The following is a 17,431-nucleotide window of genomic DNA, read 5'->3' as shown; positions in this document are numbered from 1 at the left end:
CGCCCATTATAACATCAATCGGGTTCCGATAGTGCAACTTCTCCAGAGATTCCCAAAATCCTCTCTAACTCCAAGTCCTGGAGATAGTCCACACACCAATCAGCGCGACGCTGTAGCATATGGAAAGGATAAGTATGGGCTACCCCCACGACAGGAATACCCGCGCGTTTCGCCGCCTCAATACCAGCAAAAGTATCCTCAATAGCTAAACACTCTTCCGGCTGCAAATTCAAGGTCTCATCAGCAGAATTTAGCCTTTGTAGCGCCAATAAATAGCCATCAGGTTCCGGCTTGCTGGTGGTAATATCATCCCCAGCGACAATGATGGAAAAATAATCAATCAACCCCGCGCGAGTCAAAACTAACTCAACTTCCTCTCTAATAGCGCCGGTAACTAGGGCGATTTTCAAATTCGCCGTCTGAATGCGTGTAATTAGTTCCCGCAACCCATCATATAGAGGTAGGTCTGACATAGCATTTAACCGCTGTTGATAGGCTTGTGCTTTCCGCGCGATCAGGTTTTCTAGCTCCTCAGAAGTTACGACTCTGCCGTATAATGAGAGTAAATCCTGTAAACAGGCGCGATCGCTTCTTCCTAAGCAAACTTCACGAATTTTATCTGGTTTCACCCGCAGATTTTCAGCGACCAATAATTCCTCGATTAACTGTTCATGAATCGATTCATCATTGATAATTACACCATTAAAATCAAAAATAACAGCCTTTAAACTCATACCCAGTTAATGGATAATGGACAAATGTTATCTATGGAAATTATTAATTAATAATTATTAATTAATAATTATCTGTGGGAATTGAGATTGACAGCAGAACCCGCCCCTACATGATAACCAATTATTGATGGATATGGGGTGGGTTGGGGGCGGGTTTACCAGTTTTATCTGTGGGAATTGAGATTGACAGCAGAACCCGCCCCTACATGATAACCAATTATTGATGGATATGGGGTGGGTTGGGGCGGATTTACCAGTGTTATCTGTGGGAATTGAGATTGACAGCAGAACCCGCCCCTACATGATAACCAATTATTGATGGATATGGGGTGGGTTGGGGCGGATTTACCAGTGTTATCTGTGGGAATTGAGATTGACAGCAGAACCCGCCCCTACATGATAACCAATTATTGATGGATATGGGGTGGGTTGGGGCGGGTTTACCAGTGTTATCTGTGGGAATTGAGATTGACAGCAGAACCCGCCCCTACATGATAACCAATTATTGATGGATATGGGGTGGGTTGGGGCGGGTTTACCAGTGTTATCTGTGGGAATTGAGATTGACAGCAGAACCCGCCCCTACCAAAGTATTAATTATCTTAGGCTGGGGCAGGAAATGGGTTCTGATTGGGCTGTTGTTCCCATTGTGAATTGATGTTGGGGGAATGGTTAATAATCGGTTTGAGACCTACGGTAACTTGATTTATCCACCATATATCCTCCGATCGCACTTTCGCAAAACCCGCCGCCCCAAGAGTTGCATCAACGCTTCCGGTGGCATAATCTTTGAGATAGGGTTCCTCAAAAATTTCGGTTAGCCAGGGGTTTTGGCGTAAGATTTTCTGATGACCGTCAAGAATCATTACTTCTCCCCCGGCTTTCAGAAGTCGGAAAGCCTCCCGCGCTATGGCTATGGCTATTTCTGGGGGGGTTTCATGGAAAAGCAGGGAAGCGGAAACTAAGTCAAAAGATTGAGATTCAAAGCGATCGCTTTCTTCTGCTAAACCATGATAGAATTTGATATCTAAGCCGGCTTGTTTGGCTTTAGTTTCCGCCACCGCCAACATATAGGGAGATAAGTCTAAGCCGATCACTTCGGCATTAGGAAAGGTTTGTTTTAATAGTAGGGTAGTTGAACCTGTGCCGCACCCTAGGTCTAATATGCGTCTAGGTTTAACGGTAATGGTATCAATAGCTTCTTGGCGGACCCAGGTTTCATTGGGGGGAATGGCGTATTGGGTAATGGGGTCGTAGGTGAGGGCGGCGCTTTTATTCAGGTATCCTCCCTCGATACCGTGAAAGTCTTGGGTTTGGTAATATTGGGGATAGACGAGGTTGGGGTCAGTAAGGCGATCGCACACTGATTCCCAATCGATACTTTTGTCCAAGTTATCGATCGCTTCTCGGTCTACCAATAATTTGAACATGGGCGCTAAATAGCGCTCAAAAATTGTATCCTGACGTGGCATGACTGCGACCTGATTTTGGGCAAAGCTGCCACCATTATAACTAATTTTTCTCGATTGGGAAGGTTTTAGGATCGTTCAGGACCGGCGATTTTCTCATTTAACGCACGGCGGGCGATTTGGGTGACATAGACCGTGACGGCTACGGTGGCTACAAGTCCCACGCCATAGAGTATCCACTCCCCTGTTGTGCGCGATCGCTCAGTTCCCAGGGTGGCTAAACTACCCGCAATAGATCCAATATACACATACATGACTGTTCCTGGCATCATACCTATCCAGGAAGCCAGAAAATAATCTTTTAGGGAAACTTTGGTTAAGCCCAAACTATAATTTAGCAGGTTAAACGGAAAGATGGGCGACAGGCGCAGGAGTCCTACGATTTTCCAGCCTTCCTTCCCTACTGCATTATCGATCGCTTGGAATTGGGCTTGACCTGCGATTTTTGCCGATACCCAACCCCTAGCTAAATATCGCCCGATTAAAAAAGCACAAATTGCCCCCAAAGTTGAGGCGATCGATACATAAACAGAACCCCAAATTACCCCGAAGACAAAACCCGCACCTAGGGTTAATATCGAACCAGGTAAAAAGGCAACAGTTGCCACAATATACAGGAGCATAAATACTCCCGCCCCCCAGCCGCCTAAGCTGTCTATCCACTCGATCGCATTTCTTAATATATCTTGAATTGCCAACATTTTTGCCAAACTCACCTTATAACTTATCCGCTAATTAGCCAGGAATTATCATTGATTTTACTTGACATATTCCCGGCTTTATGGTAGGCGATAGTCAAGGGTATGAGCCTAAACTAGCCCCCAAATCATTATGTTAAAGCACCTCCACAACTAGAACCGCAGCCCGCAGTACAACCATAGCAATAGGCTTCAGTGTGGACGGTTTGAATGATATCTAAACTGTCAGCTTCCAGAAGTGTTTGAACTGTGATATTTTGACCATCAGGGGTTCTGGCGGGTCGATTTTCCATCTGGTTAAAATCACAGTCGTAGACATTTCCCAGATAATCAATTGATAATTCATTCCGACACATGAGATTTTCCACGGTATCAGGATTATAGTTATCCGCCAAAAAATCTAAGTATTTATCGTGGAGTTTTTGACGCTGTAAAAATAACTTAGTGCGACCTATGGGAAGGTTGGTAATGGTGAGAAGTTGATTAAACTCAATATCGAATTTCTCTCGCAGATAGACCTTATAGGCTTGTTGTAGGTTTTCCTGTTGGGGGGGGAGGGAAAAGCTGTCTGAGGTGGGTAAAGCTGGGTTATAGACTAGATCTAAAATCAGATCCGGCGCGTGACCATATCCTAGCTGGTTGAGTTTTTGAATGGCGGCGATCGAGTCTTGATAGACCCCTGAACCTCTCATGCGATCGACATTATCTTGCAAATAGCAGGGTAAAGATGCTATAATCCTGACTTGGTGGTGGCTACAGTAGGCGGGGATATCCTCAAATCCCTTAACCAAATAAATAGTTAAGTTGGAACGGACAATTACTTGTTTATTGAGGGATTTCGCGACTTCTAATAATGGCTTAAAACCATAATTTATTTCGGGCGCACCACCAGTTAAATCTACCGTTTCAATTTGTGGAAAACGCCGAATTAACTCAATTAATTGTTCACAAATTTCTGGGGTTAATTCTTCGGTGCGTCGCGGACCAGCTTCTACATGACAATGAGTACAGGCGAGGTTACAGCGTTTTCCTAGATTAATCTGTAAAACCCTAATCGAGTTTTTGGTTAAAGGGGATTTAATTGTTTCGTGAAATGGTGCGATCGTGGTCTGAATCATGATTAATTGGCTAGTACTATGATGATCAGTTATTGTAACAACTATCTAGCTAAAATTACCGGAAATTTTGAAAACACAAGTTTCTTCCCCAGTCTATCTCAGATACCATATTTATGCCATGGTTAGATCTAATCATAGCTGAAAATTTCTAAAATTATCCCATGTTTGGTAATCGCGGATACAGTCAATCAGGAGAGATGATATAAATGCAAATCTTTGACCCAGAATCAAAAGAAGTTTTTTTATGGGAATGTTTATTAGTTTTGGTGATACTATACAATTTTGTTGTTATCCCATTTCGCATAGCTTTTGATACCACTACTTCCCATTTATGGTTAGGGATAGATTTAGCCGCAGACTTAATTTTCATCATGGATATTTTCCTAAGATTTAGGATGGCATATATTGACCAAGGAGAATGTATTACAGACCTGCAAAAAATCGCTCAAAATTACCGGGCTACATATTTGAAAATGAACCTAGCCGCTAGTCTCCCCCTGGATTTAATGGCTAGGCTATTTTTTCCTCAATTATCAGTATTGATATTGGCTATCCTCAGAATACCGAGGCTGTTGAGACTGTCGCAATTTTTTAGAATTTTTCGGCGATGGGAGACTAATGTTAAAATTAATCCAGCCCTAGTGCGTATGACTGAGTTAGTGCTGATTATATTTCTGATTGATCATTGGGTCGCCTGTATCTGGTTTTGGATTGGTAAGTCAATGATTGCTTACGGAGACTCTTGGTTAATTAATTCTAACTTAGATACAGCCCCCATAGCTACCCAATATATGAAATCTCTATATTGGTCAATTACTACTTTAACAACTGTCGGTTATGGCGATATTACCCCCACCAGTAACTTAGAGATTGCATTTACTTTAGTTGTAATGATTTTGGGGGTGTCTATGTATGCGTTTATTATTGGTAATGTGGCTTCTGTGGTCAGTAGTTTAGATGCTAGTCAGGCTAGGTTTAGAGAACAACTTGATCAAGTTCAGTCTTATATGCGCGATCGCCAAATTCCCGCTTTTTTACAGGCGCAGGTTAGGGACTACTATCAATATCTGTGGGAATGCAACCGAGACACATCATTTGACCGGGATTTTCTTGATGAAATCCCCAATTCTTTAAAAACCAAAATTTATCTGTATTTGTATCAGGAATTATTGGAAAAAGTCCCCCTATTTAAAGATGCTGATCCGGCTTGTATTGAAGCCTTAGTGGTTAAACTAAAGCCGAGAATATTGCCACCTAATGACTATATAATTAGGGAGGAACAGTTAGGACATGAAATGTATTTTATCCAACGGGGAGAAGTGCAAGCCTTTTCCGAGAAAACTGGAAAAGTATATAGAATCATGTCAGCCGGGTCATTTTTTGGCGAAATTGCTCTACTTTATTCTACCCGTCGCACAGCTTCGGTTAAAACCCTCAGCTATTGTGAGCTTTTTGTGCTGTTAAAAGAAGATTTTGACAGTGTTTTAGAAAACTATCCGCAATTTTCTAAAAAAGTCAAAGAAATCGCCGAACAGCGGTATAATACGGAATAATTAATCAGAAAAGAAAATTCATAACAATTCTTCAAATGGTGGGATGCTAGAGTTATTACTAGGTTGAGCATTAATATCCAATCGATTCATGATATAGACAACCCCCGCCGCAATAAACAACCCTAAAACTAAGCCAATAACTACTAGAAACAGAAAGGAATTTTTGAGATTTTTAACCACTCGCGGATCATATTCATTAAATTGCAGGTCTTCGATTTCTGATTCCGAGGGATGATGGATATTGCTTAATCCATTGGGGGATTGATGATTTTTATGAGAATTAGGGTTCTGATGGGAAAATGGATTCATGAGCTTTCCTGGTATCAACAAGACAAGACTATATACAATTATATCATATATGGTTTTCACCAGACCAGCGGCCATAAGTCTTTTGTGAATTTACCCCCCCACATACTAAGCAACCCTTGTGTCAATCATTGGCTAGTGAAGGCGGGTTCATTATTGTGATTGACCTGGTGGGTCAGCAGCCGACGAGAATAGGTAAAATCAAAAAATCCCCCCAGCAGTTGGGGGGGGAATGATTAATTAGGTATTGAATTGGTTAAATTGGTTAATTCTCAGACAGGGACTTACCGATAATGGGAGCATTTAGAGAAACCAATTCTTGAGTATTGGTAGCAATGGGATTATTGTTAACCAAAGTGGGGACAGACTGCCGCATTAAAGCGGTGAGTTGAGTTGTGGTTGAATCATACATTTGTGTTACCACTTTGGGATATAACCCAATGCCAATTATCGGCACTAATAAACAGGCGATAACGAAGACCTCCCGGGGTTCTGCATCTACGAGTTTTTCGTGGGAGGTGAGTTCCTGATTTTCAGGGCCATAGAGAATTTCCCGCAGCATGGACAGCAGATAAATTGGGGTAATAATTACACCTACGGCGGCGAGGAAGACGACTAAGACTTTAAAGGTGGCATTGTAAGCGTCACTGGTAGCAATACCAATAAACACCATTAATTCAGCCACAAATCCACTCATTCCAGGTAGGGCTAGAGATGCCATTGAACAAGTAGTCCACATGGCAAAAACTTTCTTCATCTTTAAACCAACCCCCCCCATTTCATCTAACATGAGGGTATGGGTGCGGTCATAAGTACAGCCGACCAGGAAGAATAAACTAGCCCCAATTAAGCCATGGGAAATCATCTGCAACATGGCACCACTGAGGCCTATTTCTGTGAATGAGCCCATACCAATTAACACAAACCCCATGTGAGAAATTGAGGAATAGGCAATTTTGCGCTTGAGGTTGCGTTGGGCGAAAGAAGTGAAGGCGGCATAGACGATGTTAACTACGCCTAAAATCACTAAAATGGGGGCGAAGGTGGCATGGGCATCGGGTAGCATTCCCACATTCATGCGTAGCAAGGCATAACCGCCCATTTTTAGGAGGATACCCGCTAGTAACATATGGGCGGGGGCGGTAGCTTCTCCGTGGGCATCAGGTAGCCAGGTGTGAAGGGGAAAAATGGGTAATTTGACCCCGTATGCAATCAGAAAGCCACCATACAGGAGTAATTGTAGTTTAATGGGGAAGTCCTTAATGGCGATCGCCTGCATATCAAAGGTAACAGCATCGCCATAGAAAGCCATAGTCAGGGCTGCCACCAAAATAAACAGGGAACCGCCTGCGGTATACAAAATAAACTTAGTAGCCGCATACAGGCGCTTTTTACCGCCCCAAATTGAAAGAATTAGGTAAACCGGAACTAATTCCAACTCCCAAACCAGGAAGAATAACAACATATCCTGGACAGCGAAAACGGCAATCTGACCGCCATACATCGCCAACATTAGGAAGTAGAAAAGTTTGGGCTTAAAAGTCACTGGCCAAGCGGCTAAAATCGCTAGGGTGGTGATAAATCCGGTGAGGATAATTAGGGGCATAGATAAGCCATCAGCCCCCACAGACCAACTCAAACCGATTTCGGGCAGCCAGTCATAACGTTCTACCAACTGTAAACCGGGGGTATTCAAGTCATAGCCAGTACAGAAGGCATAAACAATAATTGAAAAGTCAATCAATCCCACGATTAGGGCATACCAGCGCACCGTTTTCCCTTCTTTATCAGGGATAAACGGTAGAAAAAGTGATGCCACAATGGGAAACAGAATTGTAATCGTCAGCCAAGGAAAATTAGCCATTGTCATGTTTTAGTTGTCCTTTCACGCTTAGGACACAAGCGCCAATCATTCACTACAAGATTGGGAAAGTGTTGTGAATCTAATGGTTAGTTAAACCGGAGATTTTCCACTTCCCCAAATTACGGAAACACGGGGGTAATTGCAGTTAGCCAATGCCGGAAAATACGACAAAGCCGAGGACTGCTACAAATACAATTAGGGCGTAAAATTGAGCGCGACCATTCTCTAAGTATTTGAGACCTTCTCCGGTGACTAAAGCGACTAAACCTGTTAAGTTAACAGCACCATCAACAACTCGATAGTCAACTTCGAGAATTTGACGGGCGAGGCGGCGACTTCCTTTGACAAAAAGGAGGTCATTAATATCGTCGAGATACCATTTGTTTAGGGAGAATTGGTAAAGAGGTTGGATTTTTTTAGCGATCGCATTTGGAGCTATTTGATGTTTCAAGTACATCAAGGATGCCAAAGTAATACCAATCAAAGCAATGCCAACGGAACTCCCCGCCATAATCACAAATTCGCCGAGTTCAAACTCAGCCAAATGTTCCATAACCTCGGCTATTGACTCCCCAGGAGCATGAATAAACATCTCGAAATAGTTATTAAAGGGAGTTCCTAATAACCCAATAAACACAGAGGGAACAGCCAAAGCCATCAAAGCTATAGTCATAGTCCAGGGAGACTCATGGGGGCTATCACTATGACCATGACCGTGATTATGACCATGACCATGATCATCGCTATGTAGTTCCTCTGGGTTCATCGCACCCGGACCAAAGGCATAATTAGGGCCGTTAGCCTCCGCCGTTAGCTGTTGCTGTATGGTTGTATCATTACCCCGAAATTGACCTTCAAAGGTACTGAAATACATACGGAACATATAAAATGCCGTAATACCAGCCGTTAGCCAGCCTACCACCCACAAGGCAGGATTAGAAGCAAAGGCACTGCTGAGAATCTCATCTTTTGACCAGAAGCCAGCAAAGGGGGGAATGCCGCAAATAGCCAGAGTCCCAATCAAAAAGCAGGTGCTAGTGATGGGCATATATTTCCGCAGTCCCCCCATTAGTCGCATATCCTGGGCTAGAACCGGGTCGTGCCCGACTACGGCTTCCATACCATGAATAACCGAACCGGAACACAGGAACAACATTGCCTTAAAGTAGGCGTGGGTCATTAGGTGGAACAGTCCGGCGCTATAAGCACCGACACCCATTGCCATGACCATATAGCCTAGTTGGGAAATGGTGGAGTAGGCGAGTCCTTTTTTGATGTCGTTTTGGGTGATAGCGATACTAGCGCCTAGAAATGCAGTAAAGCAACCTGTCCAGGCGATCGTAGTCATCACCACGGGGATACCCTCAAACACCGGGTACATTCTGGCGATCAGGAATACCCCAGCCGCTACCATGGTGGCGGCGTGAATGAGAGCGGAAATCGGGGTCGGGCCTTCCATTGCGTCTGGAAGCCAAACATGGAGGGGAAATTGAGCCGATTTCGCCACGGGACCTAAGAACACTAGGATGGCAAATAGAGCAGCCAGCGCCCCACTAATGGACCCGCTTTCTACTAGGTGTTCTAGACGAGACCCCATTAACTCAAATTCAAAGGTGTTAGTCGCCCAATATAAACCGAGGATCCCTAACAGCAGACCGAAGTCACCGACACGGTTAGTGATGAAGGCTTTTTGACAGGCATCTGCTGCTGGTTTGCGATCGTACCAAAACCCGATCAGTAGGTAGGAAGATACCCCCACCAATTCCCAGAAAATATAGACTTGTAGCAGGTTGGGACAAACTACCAGACCCAACATAGACGAGCTAAATAGGCTCAGATAGGCATAAAAACGAACATATCCTGGATCATGAGCCATATACCCGTCGGTGTAGACCATTACCAATAGGGCTACAGTCGTGACGATCGCCAACATCACAGCGGTCAGATGGTCAATTGTGTAGCCCATACTGATTTTAAAGTCTCCAGCCGCCGCCCACTCAATTATACGAGTGTAGGATTCATGGCCGTTGATTTGACTGGCTAGGAGAGCAAAGGACAAAACCATTGATGCACCTAACAGGGAAATCAGGAATATAGCGCTTCCCTGTCTAATTTTGTTAGTGGCTTTGTTCAATGAGATTAGCCCTATGCCTACCAGCATTGCACCAAAGAGGGGCAACACCGGAATTAACCAGGCATATTGATAAAGGGGTTCCATAACTGATGACAGCTTTATACTTCTTAACAAATGGGTTAAACCGATCCCAATTGTGACACAGAGTTTGTCGCTTCTGAATAAATATCCATCTTTTTCAACCAAAGTCCCTAGAAGTGGTCCACCGACCCCATTTTTTAATAGACTCAAATGAGTTGACATACCTATAACCATAGACTATAATCAATCTTGACAGTCAAGGATCACCCAGGACACAAAAAAAAACAAAGCCTGAAACCCTGACTGTCAAGTGAATTCAGACAATCTCGAAACAAAATTTGCCAAAAGGCTTAACAAAACTTTACTCTTTGAGTATAATTCACTAACAACCAACCAATAGGTATTTATTCTCACACACTGACCATGAGCAGTCAAATTCCCTGGTTAACAGCAATTATCCTATTTCCCCTGTTGGCATCCTTTGCCATTCCCCTAATTCCCGACCGAGAAGGCAAAACTATCCGCTGGTATGCCCTAGGAGTCGGTTTGCTCGACTTAGTTCTGACAATTGTATGCTTCTTTTCTAACTACAATCTCAACGATTCAACATTCCAACTAGCCGAAACCTATAGTTGGATTCCCCAATTAGGCATGAACTGGTCAGTAGCAGTAGACGGCCTATCAATGCCCCTAATCGTGCTAACAGGTTTCGTTAATACATTAGCTATTCTAGCTTCCTGGCGCGTCACCAACAAGCCCAGACTATTTTATTTCCTCTTATTAGTGCTGTACTCCGCCCAAATGGGGGTATTCGCAGCCCAAGACCTGCTATTATTTTTCCTGATGTGGGAACTAGAACTGGTTCCCGTTTATATCCTGATTTCCATCTGGGGTGGAGCCAAGCGCCTCTATGCAGCTACTAAATTCATCCTATATACTGCCCTAGGTTCCATCTTCATCCTAGCCGCCGCCCTAGCCATGGCATTCTACGGCTCCAACCCCAGTTTCGACATTAGCACCCTCGCTCACAAAAACTATCCCCTAGCCTTAGAATTATTCTTGTATGCAGGCTTCCTAATTGCCTTCGCCGTCAAACTCCCTATCTTCCCCCTCCACACATGGCTACCTGATGCTCATAGCGAAGCATCCGCCCCTGTATCAATGATTTTAGCGGGTGTTATGCTCAAAATGGGTGGTTACGGCTTAATCCGCATGAACATGGAAATGCTACCCAACGCTCACCTGTATTTTGCCCCAATTCTGGCAATTCTAGGAGTGGTTAATATTGTCTACGGTGCATTAAGCGCCTTTGCTCAAGATAACCTCAAACGTCGATTAGCTTGTTCCTCTATCTCCCACATGGGTTTTGTCCTCCTGGGTATTGCTTCCTTAACTGAATTGGGACTGAACGGCGCGGTTCTGCAAATGATTTCCCACGGTTTAATCGCCGCCATGCTGTTCTTCCTAGCAGGTGTTACCTACGAACGTACCCACACCCTATCAATGGCAAAATTAGGCGGTATGGCTAAGGATATGCCTAAAGTGTTTGCCCTCTTCACTGCTGGTTCAATGGCTTCTTTAGCACTACCTGGAATGAGTGGTTTTGTCGGAGAATTAACTATCTTCCTCGGTATCACAACTAGCGATATCTACAGTTCCAGCTTCAAAATTGTAGTGATTGGTTTAGCTGCTGTCGGTCTAATTTTAACCCCCATTTATTTACTGAACCTATTGCGGGTTGTCTTCTACGGTGAAAATAGTGGCGGATTCAACATTGATAAATATCTGGGAGATGCCCAACCTCGCGAAGTGATGATTGCTACCTGTTTGCTATTACCAATTATCGGGATTGGTTTATATCCCAAAGTAGCTACTCAAACCTATGATGTAAAAACTGTTGAAGTTGCTTCTCAAGTCCGTGAAATCTTCCCGGTATTTGCTCAACAACAACGCGGTTCGGTGCTTTACTCAGGCGGGTTTGTAGCTCCCAAAATCGCCCCCGATACCTCGGTATAAGCTCTCCTACCTACTAACGATTCTAACGCCTAGAATCGTGTGTAATTAACCGCTAAATCAACAAATAAATAAAGACGGAAGGTTGGTAATATCTTCCGTCTTTTAATTGGGGAGAAACCAGATTTATCAATATATCCAATATATCTCTTTCTGATTAGTGATAATTAGCAGATTAAACTAACTCATGATAAGTTAGTGTCCAATTCCCACATATTGGAAACCAAGTTCTTGGAGTTTTTCGCGGTCTAAGAAATTCCGACCATCGATGATAACAGGACTGTGCATAGATTTAACCATTTTGGCATAGTTAAGGTTTTGGAACTGTTCCCAATCGGTTACTAAGACCAAAGCATCACAACCCTCAGCCATCAATTCTGGGTCGGTTTCCACCATCACATTAGACAGACCATGACGCATTCCGCTTTGGGAAATAATCGGGTCATAGGCTTTCACCCTGGCTCCCAAACGGCTGAGTTGTTCAATCAAATTCAAAGCGGGTGCATCCCGCATATCATCAGTATCCGGCTTAAAGGTTAACCCCAGTAAACCAATGGTTTTCCCTTTCAGAATTTTGAGAACTTGCTGCAATTTTTCGATCGCAATTACCCGCTGCTGATTATTGACCTCTACGGCTGATTTCAACAGTTTGGCATCATAATTATAATCATCGGCGGTATGAATTAAAGCCGAGACATCTTTAGGGAAACAGGACCCCCCCCAACCAATACCAGCTTGCAGGAATTTGTTACCAATACGGGAGTCTAAACCGATACCAGTGGCTACCTGTTTAACATCAGCACCAACGCGATCGCAAATATTGGCGATTTCATTAATAAAACTGATTTTAGTCGCCAGGAAGGAATTAGCCGCATATTTGACCATTTCCGCAGAACTTAAATCAGTCATCACCACCGGAACCGGAGGTAAATCGGGATCATCAGCATATTTACGGTCTACAATGGGTTGATATAATTCCTGCATCAGACCCAAAGCCTTTTGGCTATTGCTTCCCAAAACAATGCGATCGGGATTAAAAGTATCAAAAATCGCCGAACCTTCCCGCAGAAATTCCGGGTTACTAACCACATCAAACTGCAATTCTCCCGCCGACCCAGAAGTTCCTTGTTCCTTTTGTTGTTCAGTAAAACCATCAAGAACAATCATCCGCACCCAGTCCCCCGAACCGATAGGAACCGTAGACTTATTCACCACCACCTTATAACCAGATCCACGGGTCAAATTAGCGCCAATTCCTCGCGCCACTGCTTCCACATATCGAGTGTCACTTTCTCCTGTTGGTAGGGGAGGGGTTCCCACCGCAATAAACAAAATATCCCCATGTTCAACCCCAGCTTTCAGGTCAGAAGTAAAAGACAACTTCCCAGACTCCGCACAGGACTTCATCAACTCCGAAAGTCCCGGCTCATAAATTGGGGACTGTCCCGACTTCATCAACTTAACTTTTTCTTCGTTGTTGTCCACACAAATCACATCATGACCTGTATGAGCCAAACAAACCCCGGTTACTAAACCCACATATCCAGTACCGATTACACAAACACGCATACAAACTTCCTCAAATGATTGATACAACAGGAGTTATAGCAGTGCCATGATTTATTAGCACAACCATTTAGAATTGTAGAAGACCCATCAATCGGCAATTACCTAAACTACTTACTCTCAAGGATAACCCGACTCCGAAAATCTTCAATGGTTAGCTCGAGTCCATCATCTAAATGTACCGTAGGTTCCCAATTAAGATACTTCTTGGCTTTGGTAATATCCGGTTGTCGCTGCTTCGGATCATCTTGGGGTAAGGGTTTATATTGAATCTCGGCATCAGGATTAATCATCTGTTGAATTTTGGTAGCCAACTCCAAAATCGTATATTCTCCCGGATTACCCAAATTAACTGGCCCTATATACTCCCCATTCATCAGGCGAATCAGTCCTTCCACCAAATCCGAAACATAGCAAAAACTACGGGTTTGGGAACCATCACCATAAACTGTTAAAGGAATTCCCCGGATAGCTTGGACAATAAAATTGCTCACCACCCGTCCATCATTTTCCAGCATACGGGGTCCAAAGGTATTAAAGATGCGCGCCACCCTAATATCTACCTTATTTTGATGGTAGTAGTCAAAAGCCAGAGTTTCCGCTACCCGTTTCCCCTCATCATAACAGGAACGGGGACCAATACAGTTAACATTACCCCGATACTCTTCAGTTTGGGGGTGAACATCTGGATCTCCGTAAACTTCTGAGGTGGAAGCCAGCAAAAATCGAGCCTTGACCCGTTTGGCTAAACCCAGCATATTCAAAGTCCCCATGACATTAGTTTTAATGGTCTTGACCGGGTTGTATTGATAATGTACTGGGGAAGCAGGACAAGCCAAGTGATAAATCTGATCCACCTCTAGGCGAATTGGCTCAGTGATATCATGGCGGATCAGTTCAAAGTAAGGATTCCCTATCCATTTAAGAATATTCTGCTTATTCCCCGTGAAAAAGTTGTCCAGACACAGAACATCGTGTTTCTGTTCCATTAGTCGGTCAATCAAATGGGAACCAATAAATCCGGCTCCACCCGTTACTAATATTCTCATACCCTCAACTCCTACTTGGCTGAATGTCCTAAACTGTAGATGTTATAGTTGGTTTAGGCTTAACTTGGTGGCCATGTATGCCAACTCATCTCTTGTCTAAGATACAATCCAGTTTACTCTTAACAGAACTGACATGATTACAATTGCTCAACCTCAGCTTGAGTTGGAGGAGTTTCTGAAACTTCCGGAAACTAAGCCAGCTTCAGAATTTATCAATGGAGAAATTACTCAGAAAGTTATGCCACAGGGAGAACATAGTTCAATTCAAGTCGATCTTTGTGAAGCTATCAATCAGGTAGCCAAGACTCAGAAAATTGCTAAGGCTTTTCCTGAATTGCGCTGCACTTTTGATGGCAGGTCAATTGTGCCAGATATTTCTGTATTTCGCTGGTCCAGGATTCCTCGCGAACCTTCCGGGAGAATTGCTAATCGCTTTCAAACATATCCTGACTGGTGTATTGAAATTTTGTCCCCAGAACAAAACTTGACCAGAGTTCTGTCTAAGTTGTTATTGTGTTCAAGAAATGGTACGGAGTTGGGATGGTTAATTAATCCAGATGAAGATGGCAGTGTCATCCTGGTGTTTCCTGAACAAAAAATAGAGTTGTATGAGGGAGATACTGTGCTACCTGTTTTGGATGGTATCCAGTTGGAATTAACACCCAATCAAATTTGGGGATGGTTGAGTTTTGATTGAACTATCCCCAATTTATGGGTATCTTTATTGCCATAATCGTAGATTTAGGTCAACTCTTCTGGGTTGACCAATGATGAGTCTTGAGGTAGTCCTAAACTCAAGATAAAAGTCTTAGAATAACGAGCCTGTTCCCAATTTTTGGCTACTCTAATTTGTTGGGGGGTTAATCCCTGAGCATTTTGCAGGTTAGCGCTTTGTAAATTGGCTTCTTCAAAATTCACCCCGGTTAAATTGGCATCTTTAAGATTGACTCCCCGCAAGTTGGCTCGTTTAAAGTTGGCATCCTGAAGATAGGCTCCCTGAAGGTTTGCACCTTTTAAATTTGCTTCTTGAAAGTTGGCTCCTTGTAAGTTTCCTAAAATATAGGCTCCCTGTAGGTTGGCTTGCTGTAAATTAGCTTCTAATAAATTGACTCCCTGAAGTTCAGCATTTTCTAAGTTGGCTGCATTTAGGTTGACTTTCTGGAGTTGGGTAAGCAGAAAAAAACATTCCTGTAAATTGGCTTTCCATAGGTTAGCGCCTTGGAGTTGGGTGAGTTCAAAGGTACTGCCTTTTAGGTTGGCTTCCTGGAGTTTAGCGGTTTTTAGATTTGCTTCTTTGAAGTCGGTGTCTACCAAGGTCACTTGTTCCAGATCAGCCATTGGTAAAGATAAACCTTTAAGACTTACTCCGTCTTTTGATAATTCTTCTAGGGCTTTAATGCGAGCATGGCTAATTTTAATGCCTTGAGCTGAGTCAATGACTTGCCATGCTTCGTAATGAGATTTCTTTTTTCCTTGTCTGACATAAATTACTAATGCTGTGACAATACTGATGCTTTCAAATGTGCCAAGAATTCGGGACTTTTCTAGGGCATTTATAAAGAATTTACCCCATTCTGTGTTGGCTTGTAGGGTGTCTTCTATATATAGGATTGCAGAAATTAACAGGAAAACAGCTACTAAAATTAACACGATTTCTATCAATTCTCGGAGTAGTTGGGCTAAGGCTCTAACCAGTTTAGATAGTTGTCTGCGGTTGAAGATTTTGGACAACTGCCATTTTAATCTATTCATAATTGGTTAATATATATTGAGTATAAATGGTGACTAACTAGGTGTTAGTCAAATTTACTATCTATTATAAATCTACTGTCACGATAAATATCAGGACTAAAAGTACATCCCTCAAGGTGACTAGCCAGCTCATCAGATCATGGTCCTGTAACTTGTCCTCGCAGTCTTGGTGGGTGGTAATACCCATGATGGGCATAACCCCTTATTATATTGTTGTTCTTTACAAACCTCTGGGATTTATAAAATTTGCTCAAAATTGCGTAAATTTTTGATAAGGAGACAGAGAATATTGAGCCAATCCACAAGTAATATGCTACTGATTTAAATATAGAACTATTACTATATAATTCATGAAATGAATACTACTAACGATAACAAACCGCCACAATACCAAAATGTGATGGAGATTTGGGTAGATGAAGAAATTGATCGTCAGTTACAGCGTCTGTCACAGAATTTACTAAAGTATATTAGTCGGGTTGAAGTAGCAACCTATGCTCTTAACCGTCTGCCGCCGTTGTATGCGTCTTGTCAGGAGGGTAGAAACAAACAGGAGCAACGAGCGAAAACCTACAGGGGTAAAATCCAAGAAACGGTGCGTCAGGCGATCGCTGCTGTTCAGCGAGATCCAATTAGATTATCCACCCCGTTGATATCTCCCGAAGAAGTCCAGTACGAGCAAACTATCCGGGAACTAATAGATTTGTTACCGAAACAAACAGATGCTCGTAACAGTGCGATTAAACTGCTCAAGGATGCGATCGCACCATTAGCATCTCCCCCGACTTCTCCTACTCCTCCTCCCCCTCCGCCTCGGAGAACTGTAGCGGGTCGGAAAGTTCCCCGTGAACCGCTTCTGAGTCACCGAGATCAGATTCAAGAGCAGCTTAGAATTGCCAAAACGCTGAACGGTGATCCTTCTGAGTCATCGGGAACCGAGAAAACAGGCGATCGCAGTTGGCCACAGTCCCGCCAAACCACCGTCAGTCATCGAGAGCAAATCGAAGAACAGCTTAAACTGGCAAAAAAAAGCCAACTCTGATGATTCTGACGCAGCCAAATCAACTTGAGACTCCCTTCGCCTCTGTTAATCATCAGTAGGAGCGAAAAATCTCCCCCCTACTGATGACTGGCTATTGGTTGGGGGAGTTATT

Annotated in this window: 14 protein-coding genes; 4 read left to right on the top strand and 10 right to left on the bottom strand. The window is 43.3% G+C overall.

The window, feature by feature from the left end:
- Positions 1-14: 14 nt before the first annotated feature.
- From XZ46_RS16595 to arsS, 4 genes are all read right to left on the bottom strand, one after another.
- Positions 15-734 carry an HAD family hydrolase gene (locus tag XZ46_RS16595; protein WP_006624778.1) on the bottom strand — a complete coding sequence of 240 codons (720 nt, stop codon included), beginning with the start codon at positions 732-734 and terminating at the stop codon, positions 15-17.
- 602 nt (positions 735-1,336) lie between these two features.
- Positions 1,337-2,206, bottom strand: a complete 870-nt coding sequence (locus XZ46_RS16590; protein ID WP_008049678.1) for a class I SAM-dependent methyltransferase — start codon at positions 2,204-2,206, stop codon at positions 1,337-1,339.
- Between the two features lie 65 nt (positions 2,207-2,271).
- On the bottom strand, positions 2,272-2,904 hold the full coding sequence (locus XZ46_RS16585) for a TVP38/TMEM64 family protein (RefSeq protein ID WP_006669992.1): 633 nt from the start codon (positions 2,902-2,904) through the stop codon (positions 2,272-2,274).
- Positions 2,905-3,032: 128 nt separating this feature from the next.
- Complete coding sequence (gene arsS, locus XZ46_RS16580; protein ID WP_006624781.1) at positions 3,033-4,019, bottom strand: arsenosugar biosynthesis radical SAM (seleno)protein ArsS; 987 nt, start codon at positions 4,017-4,019, stop codon at positions 3,033-3,035.
- A gap of 206 nt (positions 4,020-4,225) precedes the next feature.
- Here arsS and XZ46_RS16575 point away from each other — a divergent pair, with 206 nt between their 5' ends.
- Positions 4,226-5,572: an ion transporter gene (locus XZ46_RS16575; protein WP_006624782.1), complete on the top strand. Its 1,347-nt coding sequence runs from the start codon at positions 4,226-4,228 to the stop codon at positions 5,570-5,572.
- Positions 5,573-5,590: 18 nt separating this feature from the next.
- On the opposite strand, the gene XZ46_RS16570 is transcribed toward XZ46_RS16575, so the two are convergent.
- The 3 genes from XZ46_RS16570 to XZ46_RS16560 form a co-directional block, all read right to left on the bottom strand.
- The gene (locus XZ46_RS16570) at positions 5,591-5,881 is read right to left on the bottom strand and encodes a hypothetical protein (RefSeq protein ID WP_008049677.1); all 291 of its coding nucleotides are present in this window, start codon (positions 5,879-5,881) and stop codon (positions 5,591-5,593) included.
- 262 nt (positions 5,882-6,143) lie between these two features.
- Positions 6,144-7,742, bottom strand: a complete 1,599-nt coding sequence (locus XZ46_RS16565) for an NAD(P)H-quinone oxidoreductase subunit 4 (RefSeq protein ID WP_006624785.1) — start codon at positions 7,740-7,742, stop codon at positions 6,144-6,146.
- A 145-nt stretch (positions 7,743-7,887) separates the two neighbouring features.
- Entirely contained in the window at positions 7,888-9,960 is a 2,073-nt protein-coding gene (locus XZ46_RS16560) for an NAD(P)H-quinone oxidoreductase subunit 5 (RefSeq protein ID WP_008049675.1), read from the bottom strand.
- A gap of 360 nt (positions 9,961-10,320) precedes the next feature.
- Here XZ46_RS16560 and XZ46_RS16555 point away from each other — a divergent pair, with 360 nt between their 5' ends.
- A complete protein-coding gene (locus XZ46_RS16555; protein WP_008049674.1) occupies positions 10,321-11,913 on the top strand; it encodes an NAD(P)H-quinone oxidoreductase subunit 4 in 1,593 nt (530 codons plus the stop codon).
- A 192-nt stretch (positions 11,914-12,105) separates the two neighbouring features.
- On the opposite strand, the gene XZ46_RS16550 is transcribed toward XZ46_RS16555, so the two are convergent.
- Together XZ46_RS16550 and XZ46_RS16545 are read right to left on the bottom strand one after the other, a co-directional pair.
- Positions 12,106-13,479, bottom strand: coding sequence for a UDP-glucose dehydrogenase family protein (locus XZ46_RS16550; protein ID WP_006624788.1), 1,374 nt, complete (start codon positions 13,477-13,479; stop codon positions 12,106-12,108).
- A 107-nt stretch (positions 13,480-13,586) separates the two neighbouring features.
- Positions 13,587-14,525, bottom strand: coding sequence for a UDP-glucuronic acid decarboxylase family protein (locus tag XZ46_RS16545; protein ID WP_006624789.1), 939 nt, complete (start codon positions 14,523-14,525; stop codon positions 13,587-13,589).
- A 133-nt stretch (positions 14,526-14,658) separates the two neighbouring features.
- On the opposite strand from XZ46_RS16545, the gene XZ46_RS16540 reads away from it, so the two are divergent.
- Entirely contained in the window at positions 14,659-15,222 is a 564-nt protein-coding gene (locus XZ46_RS16540) for a Uma2 family endonuclease (protein WP_006624790.1), read from the top strand.
- Positions 15,223-15,266: 44 nt separating this feature from the next.
- Here the strand turns inward: XZ46_RS16540 and XZ46_RS16535 are convergent, their stop codons facing one another.
- Positions 15,267-16,277: a pentapeptide repeat-containing protein gene (locus XZ46_RS16535; RefSeq protein WP_006624791.1), complete on the bottom strand. Its 1,011-nt coding sequence runs from the start codon at positions 16,275-16,277 to the stop codon at positions 15,267-15,269.
- A 355-nt stretch (positions 16,278-16,632) separates the two neighbouring features.
- On the opposite strand from XZ46_RS16535, the gene XZ46_RS16530 reads away from it, so the two are divergent.
- Entirely contained in the window at positions 16,633-17,319 is a 687-nt protein-coding gene (locus tag XZ46_RS16530; RefSeq protein ID WP_006624792.1) for a late competence development ComFB family protein, read from the top strand.
- Positions 17,320-17,431 lie beyond the last annotated feature (112 nt).

It is taken from the genome of Limnospira indica PCC 8005 (genome assembly GCF_000973065.1).
Lineage (GTDB): Bacteria > Cyanobacteriota > Cyanobacteriia > Cyanobacteriales > Microcoleaceae > Limnospira > Limnospira fusiformis.
The sequence above is the reverse complement of the archived record's forward strand: the minus strand, read 5'-3'. Positions and strand labels throughout refer to the sequence as shown.

Coding starts and splice junctions, on each gene's coding strand:
- XZ46_RS16595 (WP_006624778.1), bottom strand. CDS start 734: ATGAGTTTAAAGGCTGTTATTTTTGATTTTAATGGTGTAATTATCAAT.
- XZ46_RS16590 (WP_008049678.1), bottom strand. CDS start 2,206: ATGCCACGTCAGGATACAATTTTTGAGCGCTATTTAGCGCCCATGTTC.
- XZ46_RS16585 (WP_006669992.1), bottom strand. CDS start 2,904: ATGTTGGCAATTCAAGATATATTAAGAAATGCGATCGAGTGGATAGAC.
- arsS (WP_006624781.1), bottom strand. CDS start 4,019: ATGATTCAGACCACGATCGCACCATTTCACGAAACAATTAAATCCCCT.
- XZ46_RS16575 (WP_006624782.1), top strand. CDS start 4,226: ATGCAAATCTTTGACCCAGAATCAAAAGAAGTTTTTTTATGGGAATGT.
- XZ46_RS16570 (WP_008049677.1), bottom strand. CDS start 5,881: ATGAATCCATTTTCCCATCAGAACCCTAATTCTCATAAAAATCATCAA.
- XZ46_RS16565 (WP_006624785.1), bottom strand. CDS start 7,742: ATGGCTAATTTTCCTTGGCTGACGATTACAATTCTGTTTCCCATTGTG.
- XZ46_RS16560 (WP_008049675.1), bottom strand. CDS start 9,960: ATGGAACCCCTTTATCAATATGCCTGGTTAATTCCGGTGTTGCCCCTC.
- XZ46_RS16555 (WP_008049674.1), top strand. CDS start 10,321: ATGAGCAGTCAAATTCCCTGGTTAACAGCAATTATCCTATTTCCCCTG.
- XZ46_RS16550 (WP_006624788.1), bottom strand. CDS start 13,479: ATGCGTGTTTGTGTAATCGGTACTGGATATGTGGGTTTAGTAACCGGG.
- XZ46_RS16545 (WP_006624789.1), bottom strand. CDS start 14,525: ATGAGAATATTAGTAACGGGTGGAGCCGGATTTATTGGTTCCCATTTG.
- XZ46_RS16540 (WP_006624790.1), top strand. CDS start 14,659: ATGATTACAATTGCTCAACCTCAGCTTGAGTTGGAGGAGTTTCTGAAA.
- XZ46_RS16535 (WP_006624791.1), bottom strand. CDS start 16,277: ATGAATAGATTAAAATGGCAGTTGTCCAAAATCTTCAACCGCAGACAA.
- XZ46_RS16530 (WP_006624792.1), top strand. CDS start 16,633: ATGAATACTACTAACGATAACAAACCGCCACAATACCAAAATGTGATG.